Origin of the sequence: Xanthomonas graminis pv. graminis (genome assembly GCF_030168915.1) — a bacterium.
Lineage (GTDB): Bacteria > Pseudomonadota > Gammaproteobacteria > Xanthomonadales > Xanthomonadaceae > Xanthomonas_A > Xanthomonas_A translucens.
Map to the genome: position 1 here is coordinate 1,331,293 of NZ_CP076255.1, position 21,127 is coordinate 1,352,419.

General features: G+C 68.4%; 9 protein-coding genes and 1 pseudogene. 1 reads left to right on the top strand and 9 read right to left on the bottom strand.

Translation table 11 applies throughout. The features are described from left to right. Positions 1 to 66: 66 nt before the first annotated feature. The 6 genes and pseudogenes from KHF85_RS05790 to KHF85_RS05815 form a co-directional block, all read right to left on the bottom strand. Complete coding sequence (locus KHF85_RS05790; RefSeq protein WP_284569481.1) at positions 67 to 2,754, bottom strand: glycoside hydrolase family 3 C-terminal domain-containing protein; 2,688 nt, start codon at positions 2,752 to 2,754, stop codon at positions 67 to 69. Positions 2,755 to 2,795: 41 nt separating this feature from the next. Beyond that, entirely contained in the window at positions 2,796 to 5,495 is a 2,700-nt protein-coding gene (locus KHF85_RS05795) for a beta-mannosidase (protein WP_284568856.1), read from the bottom strand. Between the two features lie 16 nt (positions 5,496 to 5,511). Next, positions 5,512 to 8,001: a family 20 glycosylhydrolase gene (locus tag KHF85_RS05800; RefSeq protein WP_284568857.1), complete on the bottom strand. Its 2,490-nt coding sequence runs from the start codon at positions 7,999 to 8,001 to the stop codon at positions 5,512 to 5,514. Positions 8,002 to 8,056: 55 nt separating this feature from the next. After that, entirely contained in the window at positions 8,057 to 9,112 is a 1,056-nt protein-coding gene (locus tag KHF85_RS05805) for a glycosyl hydrolase family 18 protein (protein ID WP_284568858.1), read from the bottom strand. A 14-nt stretch (positions 9,113 to 9,126) separates the two neighbouring features. After that, on the bottom strand, positions 9,127 to 10,821 hold the full coding sequence (locus KHF85_RS05810) for an alpha-L-fucosidase (RefSeq protein WP_284568859.1): 1,695 nt from the start codon (positions 10,819 to 10,821) through the stop codon (positions 9,127 to 9,129). Between the two features lie 106 nt (positions 10,822 to 10,927). Continuing rightward, positions 10,928 to 13,623 (bottom strand): annotated as a pseudogene (locus tag KHF85_RS05815) (TonB-dependent receptor). Between the two features lie 863 nt (positions 13,624 to 14,486). Between KHF85_RS05815 and KHF85_RS05820 the strand changes: the two are divergent. Beyond that, complete coding sequence (locus KHF85_RS05820) at positions 14,487 to 15,509, top strand: glucokinase family protein (protein ID WP_284568860.1); 1,023 nt, start codon at positions 14,487 to 14,489, stop codon at positions 15,507 to 15,509. 365 nt (positions 15,510 to 15,874) lie between these two features. Here the strand turns inward: KHF85_RS05820 and KHF85_RS05825 are convergent, their stop codons facing one another. From KHF85_RS05825 to bioA, 3 genes are all read right to left on the bottom strand, one after another. Beyond that, positions 15,875 to 18,481, bottom strand: coding sequence for a TonB-dependent receptor (locus KHF85_RS05825; RefSeq protein WP_409976664.1), 2,607 nt, complete (start codon positions 18,479 to 18,481; stop codon positions 15,875 to 15,877). A 489-nt stretch (positions 18,482 to 18,970) separates the two neighbouring features. Beyond that, a complete protein-coding gene (locus tag KHF85_RS05830; RefSeq protein ID WP_284568861.1) occupies positions 18,971 to 19,702 on the bottom strand; it encodes a 16S rRNA (uracil(1498)-N(3))-methyltransferase in 732 nt (243 codons plus the stop codon). Further along, positions 19,693 to 21,084: an adenosylmethionine--8-amino-7-oxononanoate transaminase gene (bioA, locus tag KHF85_RS05835; RefSeq protein ID WP_284568862.1), complete on the bottom strand. Its 1,392-nt coding sequence runs from the start codon at positions 21,082 to 21,084 to the stop codon at positions 19,693 to 19,695. Before bioA ends, KHF85_RS05830 begins: the two co-directional genes overlap by 10 nt. Positions 21,085 to 21,127: the final 43 nt, after the last annotated feature.

Consider the following 21,127-nt stretch of genomic DNA (forward strand, 5'->3'; position numbering starts at 1 on the left):
ACCGGTAAGGCCCGGTCGCGGCTGAAGCCGCTCCTACAGGAAGCGATGGTGCGGCGCATTCGCTGGTCACCGCGGAATGGGCGCGCTGCCCTGGATCGAAAACGCGGCCGCGTCGCCGGGCGCCCCGGTGCCGGGCTGGCCGCCGCCGACGAACACGCGGTAGGCGCCGGGCTGCACCGCGCGATGGCCGGCGCGATCGACATCGCTCAGCTGCCGCGGCGTCAGCTCGAAACCCACGTCGCGCGCTTCGCCCGGCTGCAGCGTCACCCGCTGGAAGCCGACCAGGCTGCGCAGCGGCGACTGCGCGCGTTGTGGGTATTCCAGGTACACCTGCACCACTTCGTCGCCAGCGCGCGTGCCGCTGTTGCGAACCTGCGTGCGCACCTGCAGGTGCGCGCCGGCCTGCAGCGTCGTGGCCGACAGTTGCGGCGCGGCGTAGGTAAAGCGGGTGTAGCTCAGCCCGCTGCCGAACGCGAACAGCGGCTCGCCCTTGAAGTAGCGGTAGGTGCGGCCCTTCATGTCGTAGCTGACGTAGGCCGGCAGGTCCTTGGTGGAGCGGTAGAAGGTCACCGGCAGGCGGCCGCCCGGGTTGACGTCGCCGGCCAGCACCTGCGCGATCGCGGTGCCGCCGGACTGCCCCGGATACCACGCCGCGACGATCGCGTCGGCATGCTGCTTGGCCCAGTTCAGCGCCACCGCGCTGCCGCTCATCAGCACCACCACGAGCGGCTTGCCGCTGGCCTTGGCGCGTTCCAGCAGCGTCTGTTGCGCCGCGGGCAGGGCCAGGTCGTTGCGGTCGCCGCCGTCGAAGCCGGGCACGTCGATGCGCAGTTCCTCGCCTTCCACGTCCGGCGACAGGCCGACGAAGGCGACCACCGCATCGGCCTGCGCGACCGCGCGTTCGGCTTCGGCCAGTTGCGGCGCGGCCGGCGCCAGCCATTCCAGGCGCAGGCCCTGGTCCTGGCCGCGGTGCTCCAGTTCCAGGCGGATGCGGCGCGGACGCGTGTCGTCGAAGTGCAGCAGGGTCTCGACGTTGCGGCCGTCGGCGTTGTGCATGCCGGCCGGCACGTGCTTGTCCTCGGCGTTGCCGGCGACGACCAGCTGGTCGTCGATGTACAGCCGCACCGGATCGTGGCCGGCGCAATCGAAGCAGCGCGCCACGCGCACCGCCAGGGTGTAGTCGCCCGGCCCCGGCGGCAGCAGCTCGCCGCTCCAGCGCACCGCGTAGCGGTCCTTGTCCACGCCCTTGGCCGGCGCCACGTGGTCCCAGTTGAAGCTGACCACGCGGTCCTGGCGTTGCGTGCGCGGGGTGCCGGCCAGATCGACGTTGTCGAAATACTCGCCACGCAGGCCGGGCTTGCCGTCGCTGCGCAAGGCGGTCTCGGGGATCATGCCGGGCACGCCGGCGGCGAGCGGCGCGCCTTGCGCGTAACTGACGTTCGCGGCGCCGAAGCGCTCGCGCAGGCCCAGCAGCGGCGTCACCGGCGCGGCCGAGGTGCCCTGGTAGTTGGCTTCCAGCGCGGCCAGCGCGTCGGCATTGGGGCCGATCACCGCCAGCCGCAGGCCTGGCTTCAGCGGCAGCGTGGCGTTGCGGTTCTGCAGCAGCACCAGCGATTGCTGCGCGGCCTGCAGCGCCAGCGCGCGGTGCGCGGCGCTGTCCACGTCCTTGGCGCCCAGCCGTGCGTACGGGTCCTTGCGCTGCGGCTGCAGTTCGCCGAGCCGGTAGCGCGCGGCGAACAGCCGCACCAGCGACTGGTCGAGCAGCGCTTCGTCGGCCTCGCCGCGCGCGATCGCCTTGCCCAGGTCGCGGTAGGCGTAGCCGCAGTTGAGGTCGTGGCCGGCCTTGAGCGCGGCGGCGGACGAGCCGGCATTGTCGGCGCGGAAATAATGGAACTGGGTCATGTCGTCCACGGCGTCGCAGTCGGAGACGACGAAGCCGGTGAAGCCCCAGTCGCCGCGCAGGCGGCCGTTGAGCAGCCAGTCGGCGGCGCAGGCCGGGGTGCCGTGCAGCGCGTTGTAGGCGCACATCACCGAAGCGGCGCGGCCTTCGACGATGGCGGCGCGGAACGCGGGGGTATAGGTCGCTTCCAGGTCGTGCGGCGACACGTCCACGTCGAAGCCGTGGCGGCCCGGCTCCGGGCCGCTGTGCACGGCCAGGTGCTTGGGCGTGGCGATGGTGCGCGGGTGGCTGAGGTCGTCGCCCTGCAGGCCGTGGATGAAGCCCACCGCCAGTTGCCCGGTGAGATACGGGTCTTCGCCGTAGGTCTCCATGCCGCGGCCCCAGCGCGGGTCGCGGAAGATGTTGATGTTCGGCGACCAGATGGTCAGCCCGGCGTAGCGCGGGTGGTCCTTGCCGGGGGCGCCGGCGAGATTGAACTTGGCGCGCGCTTCGGTCGAGGTCACCGTGCCGACCTGCTCGAGCAGGGCGGTGTTCCAGGTGGCGGCCAGGCCGATGGCCTGCGGGAACACGGTGGCGTAGCCGTTGCGGGCGATGCCGTGCAGGCCCTCGTTCCACCATTCGTAGGCCGGCACGCCCAGGCGCGGAATCGCCGGCGCGGCGTTCATCGCCTGCGCGACCTTTTCCTCGCGGGTCATCTTCGCCACCAGCGCGGCGGCGCGGTCGTCGGCGTCGTCGGCATGGGCGAGCGGCGCAGTGGCCAACCCAAGCACGTACACCCCCCGCAAAATCCCCTGTAGGAGCGGCTTCAGCCGCGACCGTGTGCTGTCCGCATCGCGTCGCGCGCCATCGCGCATCGTTCCCCGGATGTCCTCGCGTAGCGGTGCTGTCTTCCGCATCACTTCGCCTCTGCCGGTTCGGACGGCGCACCGGCCAGGGTGCCGGCCAGATCGCGCACCTGCAGCGCGCCGCGCAGCTGCTCCAGCGTCGCGCTGCTGCGCACGTGCACGCGCAGCGGCTCGCCGGGCAGCAGGTCGAAGGCGTTGTCGGACAGGGTGGCGTCGAGGTTGCCGAACGCCAGCCACACTTCGCGCGCCAGGGTGGTGCTGGTCAGGGTCAGCGTGTAGCCGTCGCCATCGGCACGCAGTTCGCTGCGAATGTCGGGGCTGGGCAAGTGCAGGTGCTTGGCCGCATCGAAGAACACCAGATTGCGCGACAGCACGCGCGCGCCGTCGAGCAGCTCGAACACCGCAAAGCTGCGCTTGGGATCGGCGCGGCGCAGCAGCTGCGCATCGCTGAAACTGCCCACGCGCAGGCTGGACAGCGGCGCCAGGGTCACCGGCTTCTCGCTCTTGCTCAGCACCTTGCCGGACACGTCCATCACCCGCATGCGCCAGCGCGCGGCCAGCGGCACGGTGCGGTCGGACACCAGGGTCACCTCGGTCTGGCCCGTGTCGTTGCGCAGCGCGGCGATCAGTTCCGGCGCGTAGAAGCGCCTGGCGTGGTAGTGCAGCGCCTTCCAGCGGCCGAAGTAGTCCAGGCTCGACCAGGACGCGCCGGGCCACACGTCGTTGAGCTGCCAGTACAGCGAGCCCATCGACTGCGGCCGCGATGCGCGCAGGTGTTCGGCGGCCAGGGCGATGCCCTCGGCCTGCATCAGCTGGCTCAGATAGACGAAGCTCTCGAAATCCTTGGGCTCGCCGAATGCGCGGCGGATGTACAGCAGCAGGCGCTGGTTGCCGTTGCCCTTGTCGAACTTCTGGTGCGCGCGCATCACCGGCGATTCCGGCTGCAGGTCGCCGGGTTCGGCGAAGGCGCGGATGGTGCGCATCTCCGGGAACGACTGCAGGCCGTACTCGGACATGAAGCGCGGGGTGACGTTGAGGTATTCGGTGACCGGCAGCGCCGGGCCGCCCCAGACCTTCCAGTAGTGCATGTCGCCGTCGTCGGGCTGGTCGGCGGCGCCGTCGAAGTCGGTGCCGGGCGAGGTGGCCCAATACGGGGTGTCGCTGTCGTACTTGCGCACCGCCTCGCGCAGCACGGTGCCGAACAGCGTGGTCATGCCGCGCTCGATGCGGCTGCGTTCTTCCGGATCGATCGACTGCTTGAACTTGACCCGGTCGCCCCAGTTTTCCCAGCCGGTCTGCACTTCGTTGTTGCCGCACCAGATGACGATGCTGGGGTGATCGCCCAGGCGCTTGACCTGCGCTTCGGCCTCGGCGCGGGTGTTCTCGCGGAACGCCACGTCGTAGGGCGGGATCGCGCCGCCGAACATGAAGTCCTGCCAGATCATGATGCCCAGGCGGTCGGCGTCCTCGTAGAAGCTGTCCGGCTGGTAGTGGCCGCCGCCCCACATGCGCAGCATGTTCATGTTGGCGTCGCGCGCCGATTGCAGGATGCCGTGCATGCGCGCGGCATCGACCCGGCTGGGGAAGCTGTCGAACGGGATCAGGTTGGCGCCCTTGGCGAACACCGGGATGCCGTTGACCACGATGGCGAAGCCCTTGCCCCACTGATCCTGGTCGCGGCGCAGCTCGACGCTGCGCAGGCCGGTGACGCGCTGGGTGGCGTCGCTGTCGCCGGCGGCGTCGCGCAGGCGCGCCTTGAACGTGTACAGATCCTGCTTGCCGTAGCCGACCGGGAACCAGCGCTGCGGCCTGGCGATGCGTACCGGCACGGTGAGCGTGTTGCTGCCGGGATCGAGCACCGCCTTCTGGCTCAGCTGCGCCACGCGCTGGCCGTCGGGGCCGAGCACGTCCAGCTCCAGTTGCACCTCGCCGCTGCGGCCGGCCTGCACCTCCAGTTGCGCGAGCAGTTGCGCCGCGTCCGCATCGACGCGTTGCTGGGCGATGTGCAGGCCTTGCACGCGCAGCGCGTCCCAGGCGTCCACGCGCACGTCCTGCCAGATGCCGGCGGTGACGATGCGCGGGCCCCAGTCCCAGCCGAAGGTGTACGGCGCCTTGCGCACGTAGGTGGAGCTGTGCCGCGCGACGGGCTCGTCGCCGAATGCCGAGTCGTAGGCGCCGGGCAGCGCGTACGGCTGCTTGGCCAGCCACGGCTGGAGTTTCTTGATCGGCGAGTACAGCCGCACTTCCAGTAGGTTGTCGCCACGCTTGAGCAGCGGCTTGGCGTCCACCCGCCACTGCCGGAACATGTTGTCGGCGGCGAGCAGTTTCTTGCCGTTGAGGTAGACCTCGGCGAAGGTGTCCAGGCCGTCGAACACCAGTTCCACGTGCTCGCGCGCGAGCAGCGCGGGGTCGGCCTTGAAGTGCGTCTGGTACTGCCAGTCGCTCAACCCGGCCCATTGGATCTTGGCTTCGTTGTCGCGATAGAACGGATCGGGCACCACCCCGGCCGCGATCAGGTCGGTCTGCACCGTGCCAGGCACCTGCGCCGGCAGCCACTGCGCGGCCTTCGGAAACTCCTTGGCATGCGCCTCGCCCGGCGCCAGCCGCACCTGCCAGCCCTGCTGCAGCGACAGCGTCGCCGGCACCGCCGCCTGGCCCAGCAGCGGCACGCCCAATGCCATGAGCAGCCCGAGCCGGGCGGGGAGGCGCGCGCGCGGCGCGGAACGGGGACGGCGGTGCGGCTGGGTCATGCGTGGGTCTCCAGGGTCAACGCGCGGCGGCGGGGGGCGCCTGCGCGGTGGTTTCGATCAGGTGGACGGCGCCGATGGCGTAGTAGGGGCCGTTGCTGCGGGCGGTCGAGCGCAGGCACAGGTCGTGCGTGCCGGTCTGCTTGGGCAGCGGCGCTTCCAGCGAGAACTGCTCGCCCAGCGCCTTGCCGCCCGGCAGCGGGATCCGCGCCAGCAGCTTGCCCTTGCAGTCGCCCAGGCGCACTTCCAGTTCGCCGTGCGCAGTCTTGGCCGGGTACTGCTTGACCTTGGCCTGCTCGTGCGCCAGCCCGTAGTTGCGCGCCAGCCGCGCCGCATCGATGCGGATGCGGGCGATGCCGTCCAGGCGCGCGTCGGCGTAGCGCCAGCAGCTGCCGAACAGGTCGATGTTGAACACCGGCGTGTCCTTGCCCGGCAGGTCCGGCAGCAGCGGCACGCGCAGGCCCAGGCTGCCGTCGGCGCAGGAACTCAGGCCCTGGGTGTCGCGGCTGAGCAGGCCGGGGCGGTCGAGGATGCGGGTGCGCGGGGCGGCCAGCACGCTGCCGTCGTCGGCGAAGGTGGCCGCGCGCACGGTGACCGGCAGGGTCACGTCGAACGGCTTGGTGTAGCGCGGCGAATCGGCCTTGGGCTCGCTGCCGTCGGTGGTGTAGCGGAAGCTGCCGAACCTGGCCTGGTTGCCGAGCGCGATGCTGGCCTTGCCGCTGTCCAGCGCCGCGTTGTCGCCGCCCTGGATGGCGATGTCCGGCGCGAACGCGCCGTCGCCGTAGTCGATGCCCAGCGCGCGATAGCGGTTGAGCTGCGCCGGCAGGCGCTGCAGGAAGCCGTCCCAGCCGCGCACCGCCATCGGCGACCACGCCGCTTCGGCCAGCGCGCTCAGGCGCGGGAACAGCGCATGGTCGATATGCCAGGCCGAGGGGATGTATTCGGTCCACAGCGCGGCCTGCGCGCCGAGCACGTGCTTGGCTTCCTCGGCGCTGAGCGCGGCCGGGACCGGATCGAACTCGTAGACCTTCTGCAGCGGCAGCACCGCCAGTCGGCCGTTGGGCTCGTCGTTGCGCGCGCTCTGCAGGTTGTCCAGGTACAGCCAGCCGGCCGGCACCAGCACCACGTCGTGGCCCTGCTTGGCCGCGGCCACCGCGCCATCGACGCCGCGCCAGGACATCACCGACGCGCTGGCCGGCAGGCCGCCTTCCAGGATCTCGTCCCAGCCGATCAGGCGCCGGTCGTGCTTGGTCAGGTAATCGGACAGCTGCTGGTTGAACCAGCCCTGCATCGCGTGCGCGTCCTTGACCCCGAGCTTGCGCATCTGCGCGCGCACCGCCGGCGACCGCTCCCACTGGTCCTTGACCGCTTCGTCGCCGCCGATGTGGATGTACTGCGAGGGGAACAGCTGCAGCACTTCGTCGAGCACGCCCTGGATGAAGGTCATGCTCTTTGCGTCGGTATTGAACAGATAGGGATTGACGCCCCAGTCCACCGACACCTTCGGCCGCTGCCGGGTCACGCCGACCAGTTCCGGGTATGCCGCCACCGCCGCCTGCGCGTGTCCGGGCATGTCCAGCTCCGGCACGATGGTGATGTGCCGCGCGGCGGCGTAGGCGACCAGGTCGCGGATCTGGTCCTGGGTGTAGAAACCGCCGTAGCGGTCGGGCACGCCCTGCGTGCCGGCGCCGGGCGGGGTACGCCAGGCGCCGATCTCGGTGAGCTTGGGATAGCGCTTGATCTCGATGCGCCAGCCCTGGTCGTCGGTCAGGTGCAGGTGCAGCACGTTGAGCTTGTGCTCGGCCATCGCGTCGATGACGTGCTTGACCGTGTCCGGGCCGTGGAAGTGGCGGGCCACGTCGAGCAGCAGGCCGCGCCAGCCGAAGCGCGGCCAGTCGCGGATCTTGACCTCGGGCACGTCCACTTCGCCCTTGCCGGCGTCGGGGGTGAGCAGCTGCCAGGCGCTCATGGCGCCGTAGAACAGGCCGCGCTCGTCGCGCGCCTGGATCAGCATGGTGCTGCCGTCCACGTCCAGCCCGTAGCCTTCCGGCGCTTCCACCGGGGCGTTGGGGTTCATCTGCAGGCGGATGGCGCCGTTGGCCGGAATGGTCTCGGCGCGCACCTCCAGCGACAGGCCGCGGGTGCTTTCCAGCAGCGTGGCCAGTTGCCGGGCCACGCGCATGGCTGCCTCGTCGTCGGTCGGCACCGACAGCGTGCTGCCGGTGCCGATGGTCAGCGTGGCGCTGCCGCGCTTGGCCTGCGCCGGTGCCGGGATCAGCGGCAACGGCGCGGTGCTCTCCGGCTTCGCTGCAGCCGGGGCCGGCGCGGGGGCCGGAGCGGGCTTGGCGGTGTCCGCGGCGGCGGGCGCGTCGCGGTTGCAGCCGCTGAGCACGGCGCTGAGGGCGAACAGGGCAAGCCCCAGCCACGTGGTGCGGGATGCCGCCGCGGCGCCCGCCGGGGCGGTCGTCGGGCGGTGTGGCGTTCGCTGGCGTGCACCTGCTGCAATCATTCGGTCTACCTCGTGCTGTGCGGACGCCTATCGTAGTGGATCGGCGCGTAACGGATCAGCGCGATGCGGTCGGCAGCTCGTCCCACACCTTCGGATCCTCGGCGCCCAGCACCCAGCAGCTGAAGCCTTCCAGGCCGTATGCCTTGACCAGGTCGTAGCGCGCGCGGAAGCTGCGCGCATCCGGGCGGAACACCCATTCGCGCATGTCGTCGCGGTAGAAATAGAACCACGACTCCTGCTCCTGCGCATCCCACTGCACGGTGGCGTTCTGCTCGATCGCCAGCGGGAAGGATTCGTCGGCGTCGATGTAGTCGGCGGAGATGTTGGAGGCTTCGGTGCCGTCGGCCTTGACCGGGTTGCCGGTATACCAGCGGTAGCCGTAGGTGGCGATGCCCAGCGACAGCTTGTCCTTCGGCACCTGGGTCAGCGCGTAGTCCAGGTGCTTCTTCATCCACAGCATGCCGTCGACCGGGCCGGGCGTGGTCCAGCGGGTGTGCTGGTCGTAGGTCATCAGGCTGACCAGGTCCACGGCCTGGCCGAGCGCCTTCAGGTCGTAGGCGCCGCGCCAGTATTCCCACATCCACTTGGAGAACGGCCCGCCCTCGGCGTAGCCCGGCGCGTTCGGCACCACCGCCACCGACATCTTCAGGCCGGCCTTGTGCAGCGCGTCGGCGGTCTGCTTGACCATCAGCGAGTAGGCGTCGCGGTCGGTCCAGGCGATGTTCTCGAAATCGAACTGGAAGCCGTAGTAGCCGTTCTTTTTGCCGTGGATCAGCAGCGAGGCGATCATGCGCTTTTTCGCATCCTCGTCGTGCATCAGCTTGTGGAAGCCGTCGCGGCCGGTGGTCATCGACAGGATCGGCATCACCCGCAGCTGCTTGCGCTTGGCGATGTCGTAGATGTACGCGTTGGGGGTGCCGTTGACCAGGCCGTTCTGGTCCACGCCGTACCAGGTCGGCACCACCACGTCGATCTTGTCGACGTTGGCCAGGAACGCGTTGGTCGATTTCTGCGTGCTCATCAGATAGAACAGCGCGGTCGGGGTCTTGGCCATGGCCGGGGGACAGACCATGGCCAGGGCAAGCAGCAGCCCTGCGAATCGCTTCATCATCGGGGGAATATCCGTCAGCGGGTGGAAGTGGGGGAGGGCAGGTCGATGCGGAACACGTAGGCGTGTTCGCCGGCCGGCTTGGCCGGCAGGGTCAGGTGCAGGCCGTCGGCGCGCTGTTCGAACGGCACCTGCTTGCCGGTGGCGAGCAGGGTCACGCCGCGCACGCCGTCGGCGGGCGTGAGCGAGCGGATCACCGCCTTGCCGCCGGCCGGCCAGCCCAGTTCGATCGCGTACAGCGCGCCGTGGCCGGTGGTGAAGCGGAAATCCTCGGCGGTGTAGGGCTTGGTCTTGGTGTCCTGGAAGGTGCCGCCGACCACTTCGGTCGGGCCTTCGCCATAGGTGCGCCACGGCTGGCTGTCGTAGATCGCCTCGCCGTTGGTCTTCAGCCACTTGCCGATCGACAGCAGGATGTCGCGCTCGGTGTCGGGGATCGAGCCGTCGGCGCGCGGGCCGATGTTGAGCATCAGGTTGCCGTTCTTGCTGACCACGTCCACCAGCATGTGCACGATGAAGGTCGGGGTCTTGTAGGTGTCGTTCTCCACGTAGCCCCACGACGCGTTGCTGACCGAGGTGTCGGTCTGCCAGTGGGTCGGGTGGATGCCGGTGAGCTGGCCGCGCTCGATGTCCAGCGTGCCGGCGCCTTCCGGGAACGCGCCGAGCTTGTAGTTCACCACCACCCCGTCGCCGCGCGCGGCGCCGTGGTTGTAGTAGTACGACAGCATGGTCGGCAAGGTGCTGCGGAAGGTCGGGTGCGCGATCCACCAGTCGAAGTAGATCAGCTCCGGGTCATAGCGGTCGATCAGCTCGGTGGTGCGCGCCAGCCAGTCGTCCAGCCACGCCTGCGACACCGGCGTCCAGTCGTTGACGACGTCGGCATCGTCCTTGCCCGGCAAGCGGATCTGCGCCGGCCCGTACAGGCCGGCGTAGCGCGGATCGTTGACGTCCGAGTCGAACGTGCGGCCGCCGTCGAAGAACCAGTTGTGCTCGGCGCGGTGCGAGGACAGGCCGAAGTGCATGCCCTGCGCGCGGATCGCCTTGGACAGCTCGCCGATCACGTCGCGCTTGGGCCCCATCTTGGTCGCGGTCCAGTCCGACAGTTGCGAGTCGTACATCGCGAAGCCGTCGTGGTGTTCGGCCACCGGCACCACGTAGCGCGCGCCGGCCTCGCGGAACAGCGTGGCCCAGCCCTGCGGATCGAACTTGGGCGCAGTGAACAGCGGGATCAGGTCCTTGTAGCCGAAGGTGGACTGCGGACCGTAGGTTTCGCGGTGGTGCGCGTAGTCCTGGCTGTCCTTGGCGTCGGGTTGGTACATGTTGCGCGAGTACCACTCGTTGCCGAAGGCCGGCACCGAGAACACGCCCCAGTGGATGAAGATGCCGAACTTGGCGTTGTCGTACCAGCTGGGCGACCGGTAGTGCTTCAGCGAGGTCCAGTCCGGGCGGAACGGTCCCTTGCGCGCGCCGGAATCGGCTTCGCGCACCAGTCGCGCGCGTTCGGGCGCGTACTTGGCGGTGGCCTGCAGCCACTGCTGGTCGATCTGTTCGGGGCTGAGGGTGGTGGCGGTGGGCGCGGTCGGCGACGGCGCATCCGCGGCGCAGGCGGGCATGGCCGCCAACGCGAGAATGAGGGAGAAGCTGCTTGCCAGAGTCGTGCGTACAGCTCCGGCGTGGCGGGATCGGTCCGCGCGCAGGCGGGTCTCGGACGTCATGGAACTGCACTCCTCTGCAGAAAACGCGATGCCGGCGCAAAGCAACCGCCGGGCAAAAAAAGGGCGCGCCACCGTGGAGAGTCGGTGGCGCGCCGCCAGTGCTACATCAGAACTTGAAGTTGAGCTGCGCGGTGTAACCACGCCCGTTCTTGTAGAACGCGGTCGGGGTGTCCTTGCTGCCGCTGTACAAGCGATAGGTGGAATCCAGCAGATTGGTGGCGCCGAAGGTGATGCCCATGTAGTCGGTGATCTGATACGAGGCGGTCAAGTCCAGCTGCTTGTAGCTGTCTGCGAAGTCTTCCGATCCCAGGCGGCCGATCTGGGTGAAGTACTTGGAGCGGTAGCTGTAGTTCACGCGCACCGTCCAGTCGCCGTGTTCCCAATACGGAATCACGTTGTAGGTGTCGCGCGACAGGTAGGGCAGGTTCAGGCCGGAGCTCGCATCGGATTTGGCGAACGTGTAGTTCGCCTGCAACCCGAAGCCCAGGCCCAAGGTCTGCTGGTAGTTGATCGATGCGCCCTTGACCTTGGCGTTGGAGGCGTTGGTCGGGGTGGTGACCTGATAAACGCCTTCCGGGTTCAACGGGGTCTTCGGCCGCTGCTCGGCAACCGTGGTGCTCACGATGTAGGAGCTGATGTCGCGGTAGAACACCTCGCCCGACAGCATGCTGGACGGGGCGAAATACCACTCGGCCGCCAGGTCGTAGTTGGTGGACTCGTACGGCTTGAGGTCCGGGTTGCCGCCGCTGCCGGTCAGGTTGCCGTTGCCGCTGCTGACCGTGAACGAACCGGCCAGGTCGGCGTAGCGCGGGCGTGCCATGACCTTGGCGGCCGAGAAGCGCAGCACGGCGTCGTCGGCCAGGTCGTAGGCCACGTTGAAGCTCGGCAGCGCCTTGCGGTACTCGTGGGTTTCGGCAACAGGCGAAAACGTGACGTTATTATCCTGGCTCTGCCAATATTCCGACTTGTCGGTGGTGTCGAGCAGACGCACGCCGACATTGCCGCGCCATTGGCCCGACTCGAAGTTCAGTTGGGTGTAGGCGTTCTGGGTGATTTCCTTCACATCGAACGAGGCGTCGTAAGCGGTGCTGTAGGGGCCCTGCGGCTGCGCCAGCAGATAGCGGCGGACGGCATTCAGGTTGGCGGTCGGCCAGGTGGTCAGATCGCCGCTGGCGCCCAGGCCGTCGTAAAGGCCGCTCGGTGTGGTGCCGGGATTGAACTGGGTCAGCGAGATCGGGTCGGTGGTGTTGATGCGGTTGCCGCGTGCATCCACGCCGTTGTTGTGGTTGATGTACTTGTAGCCGAACTGCAGTTTGGTGAACGGGCCCCATTGCAGGTCGCGCGCCGCATCCCACTGGAAGTATTTTTCTTCGTCCTTGCTCTTCTGGTAGTAGATGCCGCCCGCCTGCATCACGCCGTCCGCCGTCGAGCCTGCCGGCAGCCCGGCGGCATTGCCCGGCAGCGTCCAGTTGGCGGCACCGCCGTTGTCATAGTTCACCGCGGTGTGCGAGCCGTCGAAGGCGTAGTTGTAGCCGCCGTCCTGCATCAGGTACTTCATCAGGTACTCGGGGCTCTTGCCGCCGGTGGCCTGGGTATCGCCGACCTGGGTGGTGAACACCCACTTTTCGCCCGACCAGTCGTGGCGCAGGTTCAGGCTCTTGGTGGTGACGGTGCTTTCGCGGTAGTTGGTGTCCATCTGGGAATAAGGTTGGGCTAGTCCGTTATCCGCGAAATTCGCGGAGGTGACCACTCCATTCTGGACGGTTGCCCTGTCGATCAGGCGGATGTTGCTGATTTGAACCGGCTTCCCATTTTCGTCAAGCGAGCCATCGGCGGCGGGAGATGAGCATGCCGGGCACACATAGCGCGCCTGGCTGTAGTTGTTGTACTTGCCCTTGATGTAGATGCCTGTCAGGTTGACTTCGTTCTGCGCGTCCGGCTTCCACTGCAACGCAGCCTGCAGGCCGTTGCGCTCGCGGGTCTGCTGGAAGAACGCGCTGCTGATGCCGGCCGGCACGCGGGCGGTGGCCACGTCGCTGCCGTCGCCGGTGATGGTGGCGGTGCGCGGAATGTTGGCCCCGGTGGTGTAGCCGAAGTATTCGATGCCGGCGCGCGAGATGTCCTGCTTGTCGTGGGTGGCGGAGATCAACGCGCCGAAGGTCTCGTCGTCGTTCTTCCAGCTCCACAGCGCCGAGCCGCGCGGGTTGCCGTCCTTGGAGCGGTCGTTGTAGTTGTAGCCGACCGAGCCGCGGATGGTGTTCTTCGGCAGGTCCAGCGGCTTGCGGGTGTTCACGATCACGGTGCCGCCGATCGAGCCTTCGTCGATGCGCGCTTCCGGGGTCTTGTAGACCTCCATCAGGCCGATGATTTCCGGCGACAGCAGGGTGTAGTTGAAGGTGCGGCCGCTGGTGTCGGATGGGTTGCCGCCCCAGTCGCCGGAGGCGATGGTCTGGCCGTTGAGCAGCACGCGGTTCAGCGCCGGGTCGGTGCCGTTGATGCTGACCTTCTCGCCTTCGCCGAACTGGCGGTCCACGCTGATGCCCGGCAGGTGCGCCAGCGACTCGGCGGCATTGGTGTCCGGGAACTTGCCGATGTCCTCGGCGCTGATCGCATCGACGATGGAGTTGGCCGAGCGCTTGACCGACTGGCTCTTCTCCAGCGAGGCGCGGTAGCCGGTGACGGTGATCGTGTCCAGTTCCTGGATTGCGCGCTGGAAGCGGGTGCTTCCTGCGCCATTGCATTACCGGACAGGTACAGCGCGGCCATGATGCTGATGGCTAACGTGGTGGTGCGGCTATTCATTGGCTAAACCTCTGGGTTAGTACATGGGCATGAGGTGCCAACCGATATTCCGGCGTGCTGGCCGCTGCCCGGCCTGTTGACTGCGCGCCACCTCGCGGTGGGGGCGCGTATCGCGTTTCGGTGCGCGTCGTCCGGTCGTTGACGCGGAAGTGGCCGCCGGCGGCACCGAGGGCGCCGGTCCTTCCTTGTTTCCTGTTGGGTGACACCAAGTCCAGCAAAGCAGTGCATGTTGCAGATGTCCGGTGCATGGGCAGGGATCTCCCCGTTCGTGTGCGCCGTGTTTGGAGCTGTTCGTCTTCCGCTGCGGGCCGCCGCCAGGAACGTCCCCGGCGCGTGCCGTTCCGCTTCCGCTGCGTGGCGTGTCTTGCGGTTGTAAAACTTGTGTGCGACTTGAGTCTGGAATAGCGCTGACAGCGTTGTCAACACCTGTTTCACGATATTTTGACAATTATCGGCACGGCTGCGACGGCGTCGCGTGAAGATGAACCGGCAAGGCGTTCGGTATGATGCGTAGGTGCTTGTCCTGAAAAGGAAATTCCTATGCGGGCAGCGCCTGGAGTGGGCCTTCACGATGATCGATGCAGCGGCCGGTAGCCGCCACTCAATCAGACCCGCGTCGCAAAATTTGTGCATTGCGGCGAAATTTTGCAGGTTCGCCCCGCCGTTCTGACGTTCCGTCGGCAATGCCGGTGGCCTGTCGGAATGGGGCGACGAATCCCTCGCGATCGCTTATTGTGCAGGCCGTGACAGCAGAGCGACATTCGGGTGAAATTGATCTTGACAACGTTGTCAAGATGGTCTGACACTCGATCGATCAACAGGCCAATTGGCGTGCGCCCCCGTCGGGCGCAACGGGAGAATACGTGTCCGCAAGCAGTACACCAGTTGCAGCGGCTGAGCCGCGCGCCGAGTCTTTCATCGCCGCCGATGTCGGTGGTACCCATGTCCGCATCGGCCTGGTCGAGCGCGGCGATGCCGGGAGCGAGGTGCAGGCGGTCAAGCTGCTGGACTACCGCAAGTACCGTTGCGCCGACTATCCGGGCCTGACCGAGATCATCGGCGAGTTCCTGTCCGGCGTGCCCGGCCCGGCGCCGACCCGCGGCGTGATCGCCAGCGCCGGCTATGCGCTGGAAGACGGCAGGGTGATCACCACCAATCTGCCATGGACCCTGTCGCCGCCGGAGATCCGCGAGCGCCTGGGCATGCAGGCGCTGCACCTGGTCAACGATTTCGAGGCGGTGGCCTATGCGGCCTCGTCGATGGACGCCAGCGAAGTGCTGCACCTGACCGGCCCGCGCAAGGCGCAGCGCGGACCGGCGCTGGTGATCGGCCCCGGGACCGGACTCGGCGCGGCCGTGTGGATCCCGACCAACGGCGGCGCGGTGGTGCTGGCCACCGAGGCCGGCCACGCGGCCCTGCCGGTCGGCAGCGAGCTGGAAATGGCGATCGCGCAGCGGCTGTTGCGCACGCGCAGCTACGTGCCGGTGGAGCACCTGCTGTCCGGTCCTGGCCTGCTCAATCTCTATAATGTGTTGTGCGAGCTGCACGATGCCGCGCCGGCGCATGCCGCGCCCAGCGAGGTCACCGCGGCGGCGCTGGGCGGCAACGATCCGCTGGCGCACGACGCGCTGTCGGCGTTCTGCGGCCTGCTCGGCAGCGTGGTCGGTGACATGGCGCTGCTGTACGGTATCCAGAGTGGCATCTATCTGGCCGGCGGCTTCCTGCCGCAGATCGGCGCGTTCCTGGCCGCCAGCAGCTTCGTCGAGCGCTACTTGAACAAGGGCGCGATGCGGCCAGCGTTGGAGCAGATCCCGGTGAAGCTGGTCGAGCACGGCCAGCTCGGGGTGATCGGCGCGGCGAACTGGTTTCTGCAGCAGCAGCGCTAGTGCTCGCGGCGCGCGGGCTGCGTTGGTGAGATGGGAACATGGCATCGCGCCGCGCGGCGTGTCGGGGATCGTCCTCCGCCGCTGAAAAGACACTGGAAAACCTCGCGTCCGGAATCTGTGCGATAGGGCATCATCGGCGTTGCCGTTCTCCTGTCGCGGCTGAAGCCGCTCCTACAGGAGCGAGCGGTGCGGCTTCTGTAGGAGCGGCTTCAGCCGCGACAGAAAGACGAAGCGGTCGCGAAGCCGCCGGTAGCGACCGCAAGCGCCGTCGCAGCGACGCTCGCTGGTGCCGCGATGACGAGCCCGCGGAGCGCCGATGCCTGCGACAACAGCGGCGGCCCGTGCGGCCGCCGCCATCGCCGCGGTTATAGCGTGAAGTGCACGCTGAGCATGTAGCCGCGCCCGTTCTTGTACAGATAGTAGGGCTGGCTCTCCTGGCCGACGTAGCTGTAGTAGGTCTGGTCGAGCAGGTTGGTGCCTTCCAGCTGCAGCTTGACCTTGTCGGTGATGGCATACGACACCGACGCATCGAGCTGGGTGAAGCCATCGGTCATCTGGTTGGCGCCCAGGCGCCCGATCTGGGTGAAGTAGGCCGAGCGCCAGCCCAGGGTCAGCCGCGCCTCCCATGGCCCGTTCTCGAAGTAGGGGCTGAGGTTGTAGCTGTTCTTGGAGTTGTAGGGCAGGTTGTAGTCGCCTTGGGTATCGGCCTTGGAGTAGGTGTAGTTCGCCGCCACGCCGAAGCCGCCGCCCAGTTCCTGCTGGTAGCTCAGCGACACGCCCTTGACCTTGGCCGCGCCGGAATTCTGCGGCAGCGTCACCTCGTAGATGTCCTCGCGGTCGTAGGTGTTGTTGTGCAGCGGTTGCTGCACCAGGGTCTGAAGGATGTAGTTGGAGATATCGCGGTAGAACAGCTCGCCGGAGAGCACGCTGTTGGGCGCGAAATACCATTCCAGCGAGGCGCCGTAGTTGGTGGAGCGGTACGGGTCCAGCGCCGGATTGCCGCTGCTGGCGGTGAGCTTGTTGTCGTCGGCGTTGACGTAGGGCGTGAGGTCGGCATAGCGCGGCCGCGCGATCACCTTGGCCGCGGCCACGCGCAGGATCAGCGCGTCGGACAGGTCGTAGGCGAAATTCAGCGACGGTAGCCATTCGCCGTAGGAGGTGTTGTAGCGCACCGGCGCATAGGCGCTGCCGTCGTACTGGTAGCCGCCGATCGCGTCGCGGGTGTTGACGTAGCGCACGCCGATGTTGCCGCGGTAGCTGTCGCCGGAAAAATCCGCCTGCAGGTAAGCGGCGCGGTTGCGCTCGACCACATCGAAACTGCTGCCGTAGCTGGGCGCGAGCGTGTCGCTGCCGGGCAGGCCGCCGACGTAGCCGACCAGCGCGTCCGGGCTTTGCCGCGGCCAGTGGCGCATGTCGTCGCTGACCGACAGGCCGTCCAGGTAGCCGCCGGGCGTGTTGCCGCCATAGACCGCGCCCAGCGTGGTGTTCGGGTCGGCGGGAAAGCTGTCGTAGTACATGTCCTGCGCGGTGCTGTGGCGCGTGGCCTTGACCCCGGCGCGCAGCTTGGTGATCGGCCCCCAGTCCACGTCGTGGTCGAAGTCCAGTTGCGCGTAGCGCTCCTTGTCCAGGTTCGGATAGCGATTCACGGTGGCGCCGAGCACCGACATCGTATCCAGCGCCGACGGCGGCACCGCGTAGTCCACGCCGACGTTGCGGTGGTCGATGGCGTAGTCGTAGCCGCCGTTGCCGCGGAAGGTGAGGCCGTAGATGCGATCGGCGCCGCCGGCCGAGCGGGTCGCGCCGACCTGGCCGGAGACGTTCCAGCCGTCGCCGTGCCAGTCGCCGCGCAAGGTGTTGCTGCTGGTCTTGACCGTGGTCTTGCGCACGTACGAATCGAGGATGGTTTCGGCGTTGTCGCCATAGGCGCCGGAGGTGGCGACGCCATCGGTCACGTCCAGCGCGGTGGCATTGGCCGGGATGAAATTGGCGTAACGGCTCTGGTTGATGTTGTCGAAGGTCTCCTCGACGTACAGGCCGGTGTAGGTCAGTTCGAAGGCGTCGTTCGGCTTCCACTGCAGCGCGCCGGTGACGCCGTCGCGCTTGCGCGTCTGGGTGAACAGCGCGCTGTTGATCGCGGTGGGGTAGACCCCTTGCTTGCCGGCGGCGACCGCGTCGGGGAAGCCGGCGCCCTGGATGTCGCTGTAGCCGAAGATCTCCACGCCGTCGCGGCGCAGCGCGCGCTCCGAGTGCATCACCGAGCCCAGCACGCCGAGCGTGCCGGCGTCGTTCTTCCAGTTGTACAGCAGCGCGGCGTTGGGCTTGCCGTCTTCGGAGCGGTCGTTGTACCCGTAGCTGACGCTGCCGGTCAGCAGGTTCTTGTCCAGTTCCAGCGGCTTGCGCGTGTGCAGGATCACGGTGCCGCCGAGACTGCCTTCGTCGATGCTGGCCTGCGGGCTCTTGTACACCTCGGCGTTGCCGATCACCTCCGGCGCCAGCAGCGAATAGTTGAACGAGCGGCTGTCCGGATTGTTCGGATCGCCGCCCCAACTGGTGGAGGCGATGCTCTGGCCGTTGAGCAGCACCCGGTTCAGCGCCGGATCGGTGCCCAGGATCGAGACCTTCTCGCCTTCGCCGAACTGGCGATCGACGCTGACCCCGGGCAGGTGCGACAGCGATTCGGCGACGTTGGCCGCGGGAAACTTGCCGACGTCCTCGGCCGAGATCGCATCGACGATGGCATCGGCATTGCGCTTGATGTTGAGCGATTTCTGCAGGCTGGCGCGGTAGCCGGTGACCTTGACCGCATCCAGTTCCTGCACCGCAGACGAGGCCGGGGCGTTGGCGTCAGCGGCGGGCGGCGTGGGGGCGGCGTCGCCCTGTTGCATGGGGACTTGCTGGGCGAGCGCGCTGGCGGGTACGGCCAGAATGCCGGCGACGGCGAAGGCCAGGGGAGCGAGGCGGATGTGGTTCAAGCGGGCGGTCTCCGAAAGGGGCGCAGGACGCGAAAGGCCCACCGGCGTGGCGGCGGGCAAGTGACGCCATCGGCCCGGATGCAGCGCGATGGACGAATCGAACACAGGAAGCGGGGCGTGCATGCACGCGAACGGTGCAGGCGGCGTGTGGGCATCGCGGCCATGGCGTACCGGCGTGCCCGCGCCGCACATGGGCGCGGCAGCGGCGGATGGCGCACGCGGCAGCGCGTGCGTGGCTTGTGCGGACAGGCGACCGTGCGGCGACGGGCCGTGTCGTTCGTTGCGCCGGTTCAAACCGGAGGCACCCCGCGCGATGGCTCAGGAGCGCCGACTGTGTCGCGCCTGTCCTTCGTTGTCAACGCGCATCGCCGTTAAAGAAACGCTAAGAAAAGCGCTGTTTTACAGCGGCATCGACGCTCCGCGCTGCGTCGGCGGTGCGGCCGGCGCGCACCGGTGTGCATCGCTGTCCACGCGATTGCGTACGCCGGTTCACAGGTCGCCGCAGCGCGCCTGCAACGCGGCGATCGCGGCCAGGCCGGCGGTTTCGGTGCGCAGGATGCGCGGACCCAGGCGCAGTCCGGCGAAGCCGGCGGCGTGCAGCGCGGCACGGTCGCGCGGCGACCAGCCGCCTTCCGGGCCGATCGCGATCGTCGCCGCGTTGCCGGCGATGTCCAGCGTGCGCAGCCGCTGTTCGCCTTGCGGATCGAGGGTGAGCTTCAGTTGTGCGCCGGCCACGGCAGCGGCGGCGTCGGCTAGCGCCAGCGGCGCGGCCAGGCCGGGCACGCGCGCGCGGCCGGACTGTTCGCAGGCCGCGACCACGACGCTGCGCCAGTGCGCCACGCGCTTGTCCGTGCGCGCCGCATCCAGCTTCACTTCGGTGCGCTCGGCCCAGACCGGCACGATCGCGGCCACGCCCAGTTCGGTCGCCTTCTGCAGGATCAGGTCCATTTTCTCGCCGCGCGCCACGCCCTGCAGCAGGGTGATCGCCAGCGGCGATTCGTTGTCTACCGGCTGCGCCGCGCCGATCCGCGCGCTGGCGCCGCGCTTGCCGACCTGCAGCAGTTCGGCGCCGTAGTCGCAGCCGTCGCCGTTGAACAGCACGCAGCGGTCGCCCTCGCGCAGCCGCAGCACGCGCAGCAGGTGCCCGGCCACGTCCTCGGGCAACACCAGGTCCTCGCCTTCGCGCAACGGCAACTCGACATGGCAGCGGGTCAGGCGCATGCCACGGCTTCGTCGATCGCGGCCAGGGTGGTCTCGGCGAGCAGCGCCAGTTGCGCATCGTCCACGCAGTACGGCGGCATCCAGTACAGCACGTCGCCCAGCGGGCGCAGCACCACGCCACGCTGCAGCGCGGCGCGGTACGCGCACAGGCCGACCCGTGCGCCGGCCGCGAACGGGGTGCGCTTGTCGCCATTGCGGGTCAGCTCGAACGCCACCACCATCCCGGCCTGGCGCACGTCGGCCACGTGCGGGTGGTCGTTGAACGGCGCCGACAGCGCGCGCAGGGTTTCGGCGGTGCTGCGGTTGCGCGCGATCACGTCGTCCTGCTGGAAGATCCGCAGGCAGGCCAGCGCCGCAGCGCAGGCCAGCGGATTGCCGGTGTAGCTGTGCGAATGCAGGAAGGCGCGCTCGCGGCTGTCGTCGAGGAAGGCGTCATATAAGTGTTGCGTGGTCAGTACCGCCGACAGCGGCAGGAAACCGCCGGTCAGGCCCTTGGACAGGCACAGCAGGTCCGGCATCACCCCGGCCTGCTCGCAGGCGAACAGGGTGCCGGTGCGGCCGAAGCCGGTGGCGATTTCGTCGGCGATCAGGAACGCGCCGTTGGCGTCGCACAGTTCGCGCGCGCGGCGCAGGTAGGCTGGATCGTGCATGCGCATGCCGCCGGCGCATTGCAGGCGCGGCTCCAGGATCACCGCGCAGATCTCGCCGGGATGGCGGTCGAACAGGTCGGCCAGCGCATCGGCGGCGGCATCGGCACGCTGCCGCGCGCTCTGTCCCGGCGCGGCCAGGTAGGCGTCGGGCGAGGGCGCGAACAGCGCTTCGCACAGCAGCGGCGCGTACACCCGCCGGTACAGCGGAATGTCGCCGACCGCCAGCGCGCCGATGGTTTCGCCGTGGTAGCCGTTCTCCAGCGCGACGAAGCGGGTGCGGCGGGTCTCGCCGCGGTTGTGGAAATAGTGGAAGGCCATCTTCAGCGCCACTTCGACCCCGGCCGAACCGTTGTCGGCGTAGAACACCTTGGCCAGCGGCGCGCGCCCGTCCTGGCGCGGCGCCAGCGCCAGCAATTGCTCGGCCAGTTCCACCGCCGGCGCGTGGCTGAAGCCGGCCAGCATCACCTGTTCCAGCTGGGTGGCCTGCGCGGCGATGGCCGCGGCGATGCGCGGCTCGCTGTGGCCGAACAGATTGGTCCACCAGCTGCTCACCGCATCCAGGTAGCGGTTGCCTTCGTGATCGATCAGCCAGGCGCCTTCGCCGCGGGCGATCGGCAGCAGCGGCAGGGTGTGCGGATGCTCGCGCATCTGCGTGCAGGGGTGCCACAGCACGGCCAGGTCGCGTTGCCGCCATGCAGCGGCAGTCTGTGATGCAGTCAGGTCTGTTAGCATTTCGCGCTCATGAACAGGTTCTTCGCTCCGTGCATTCTATCGG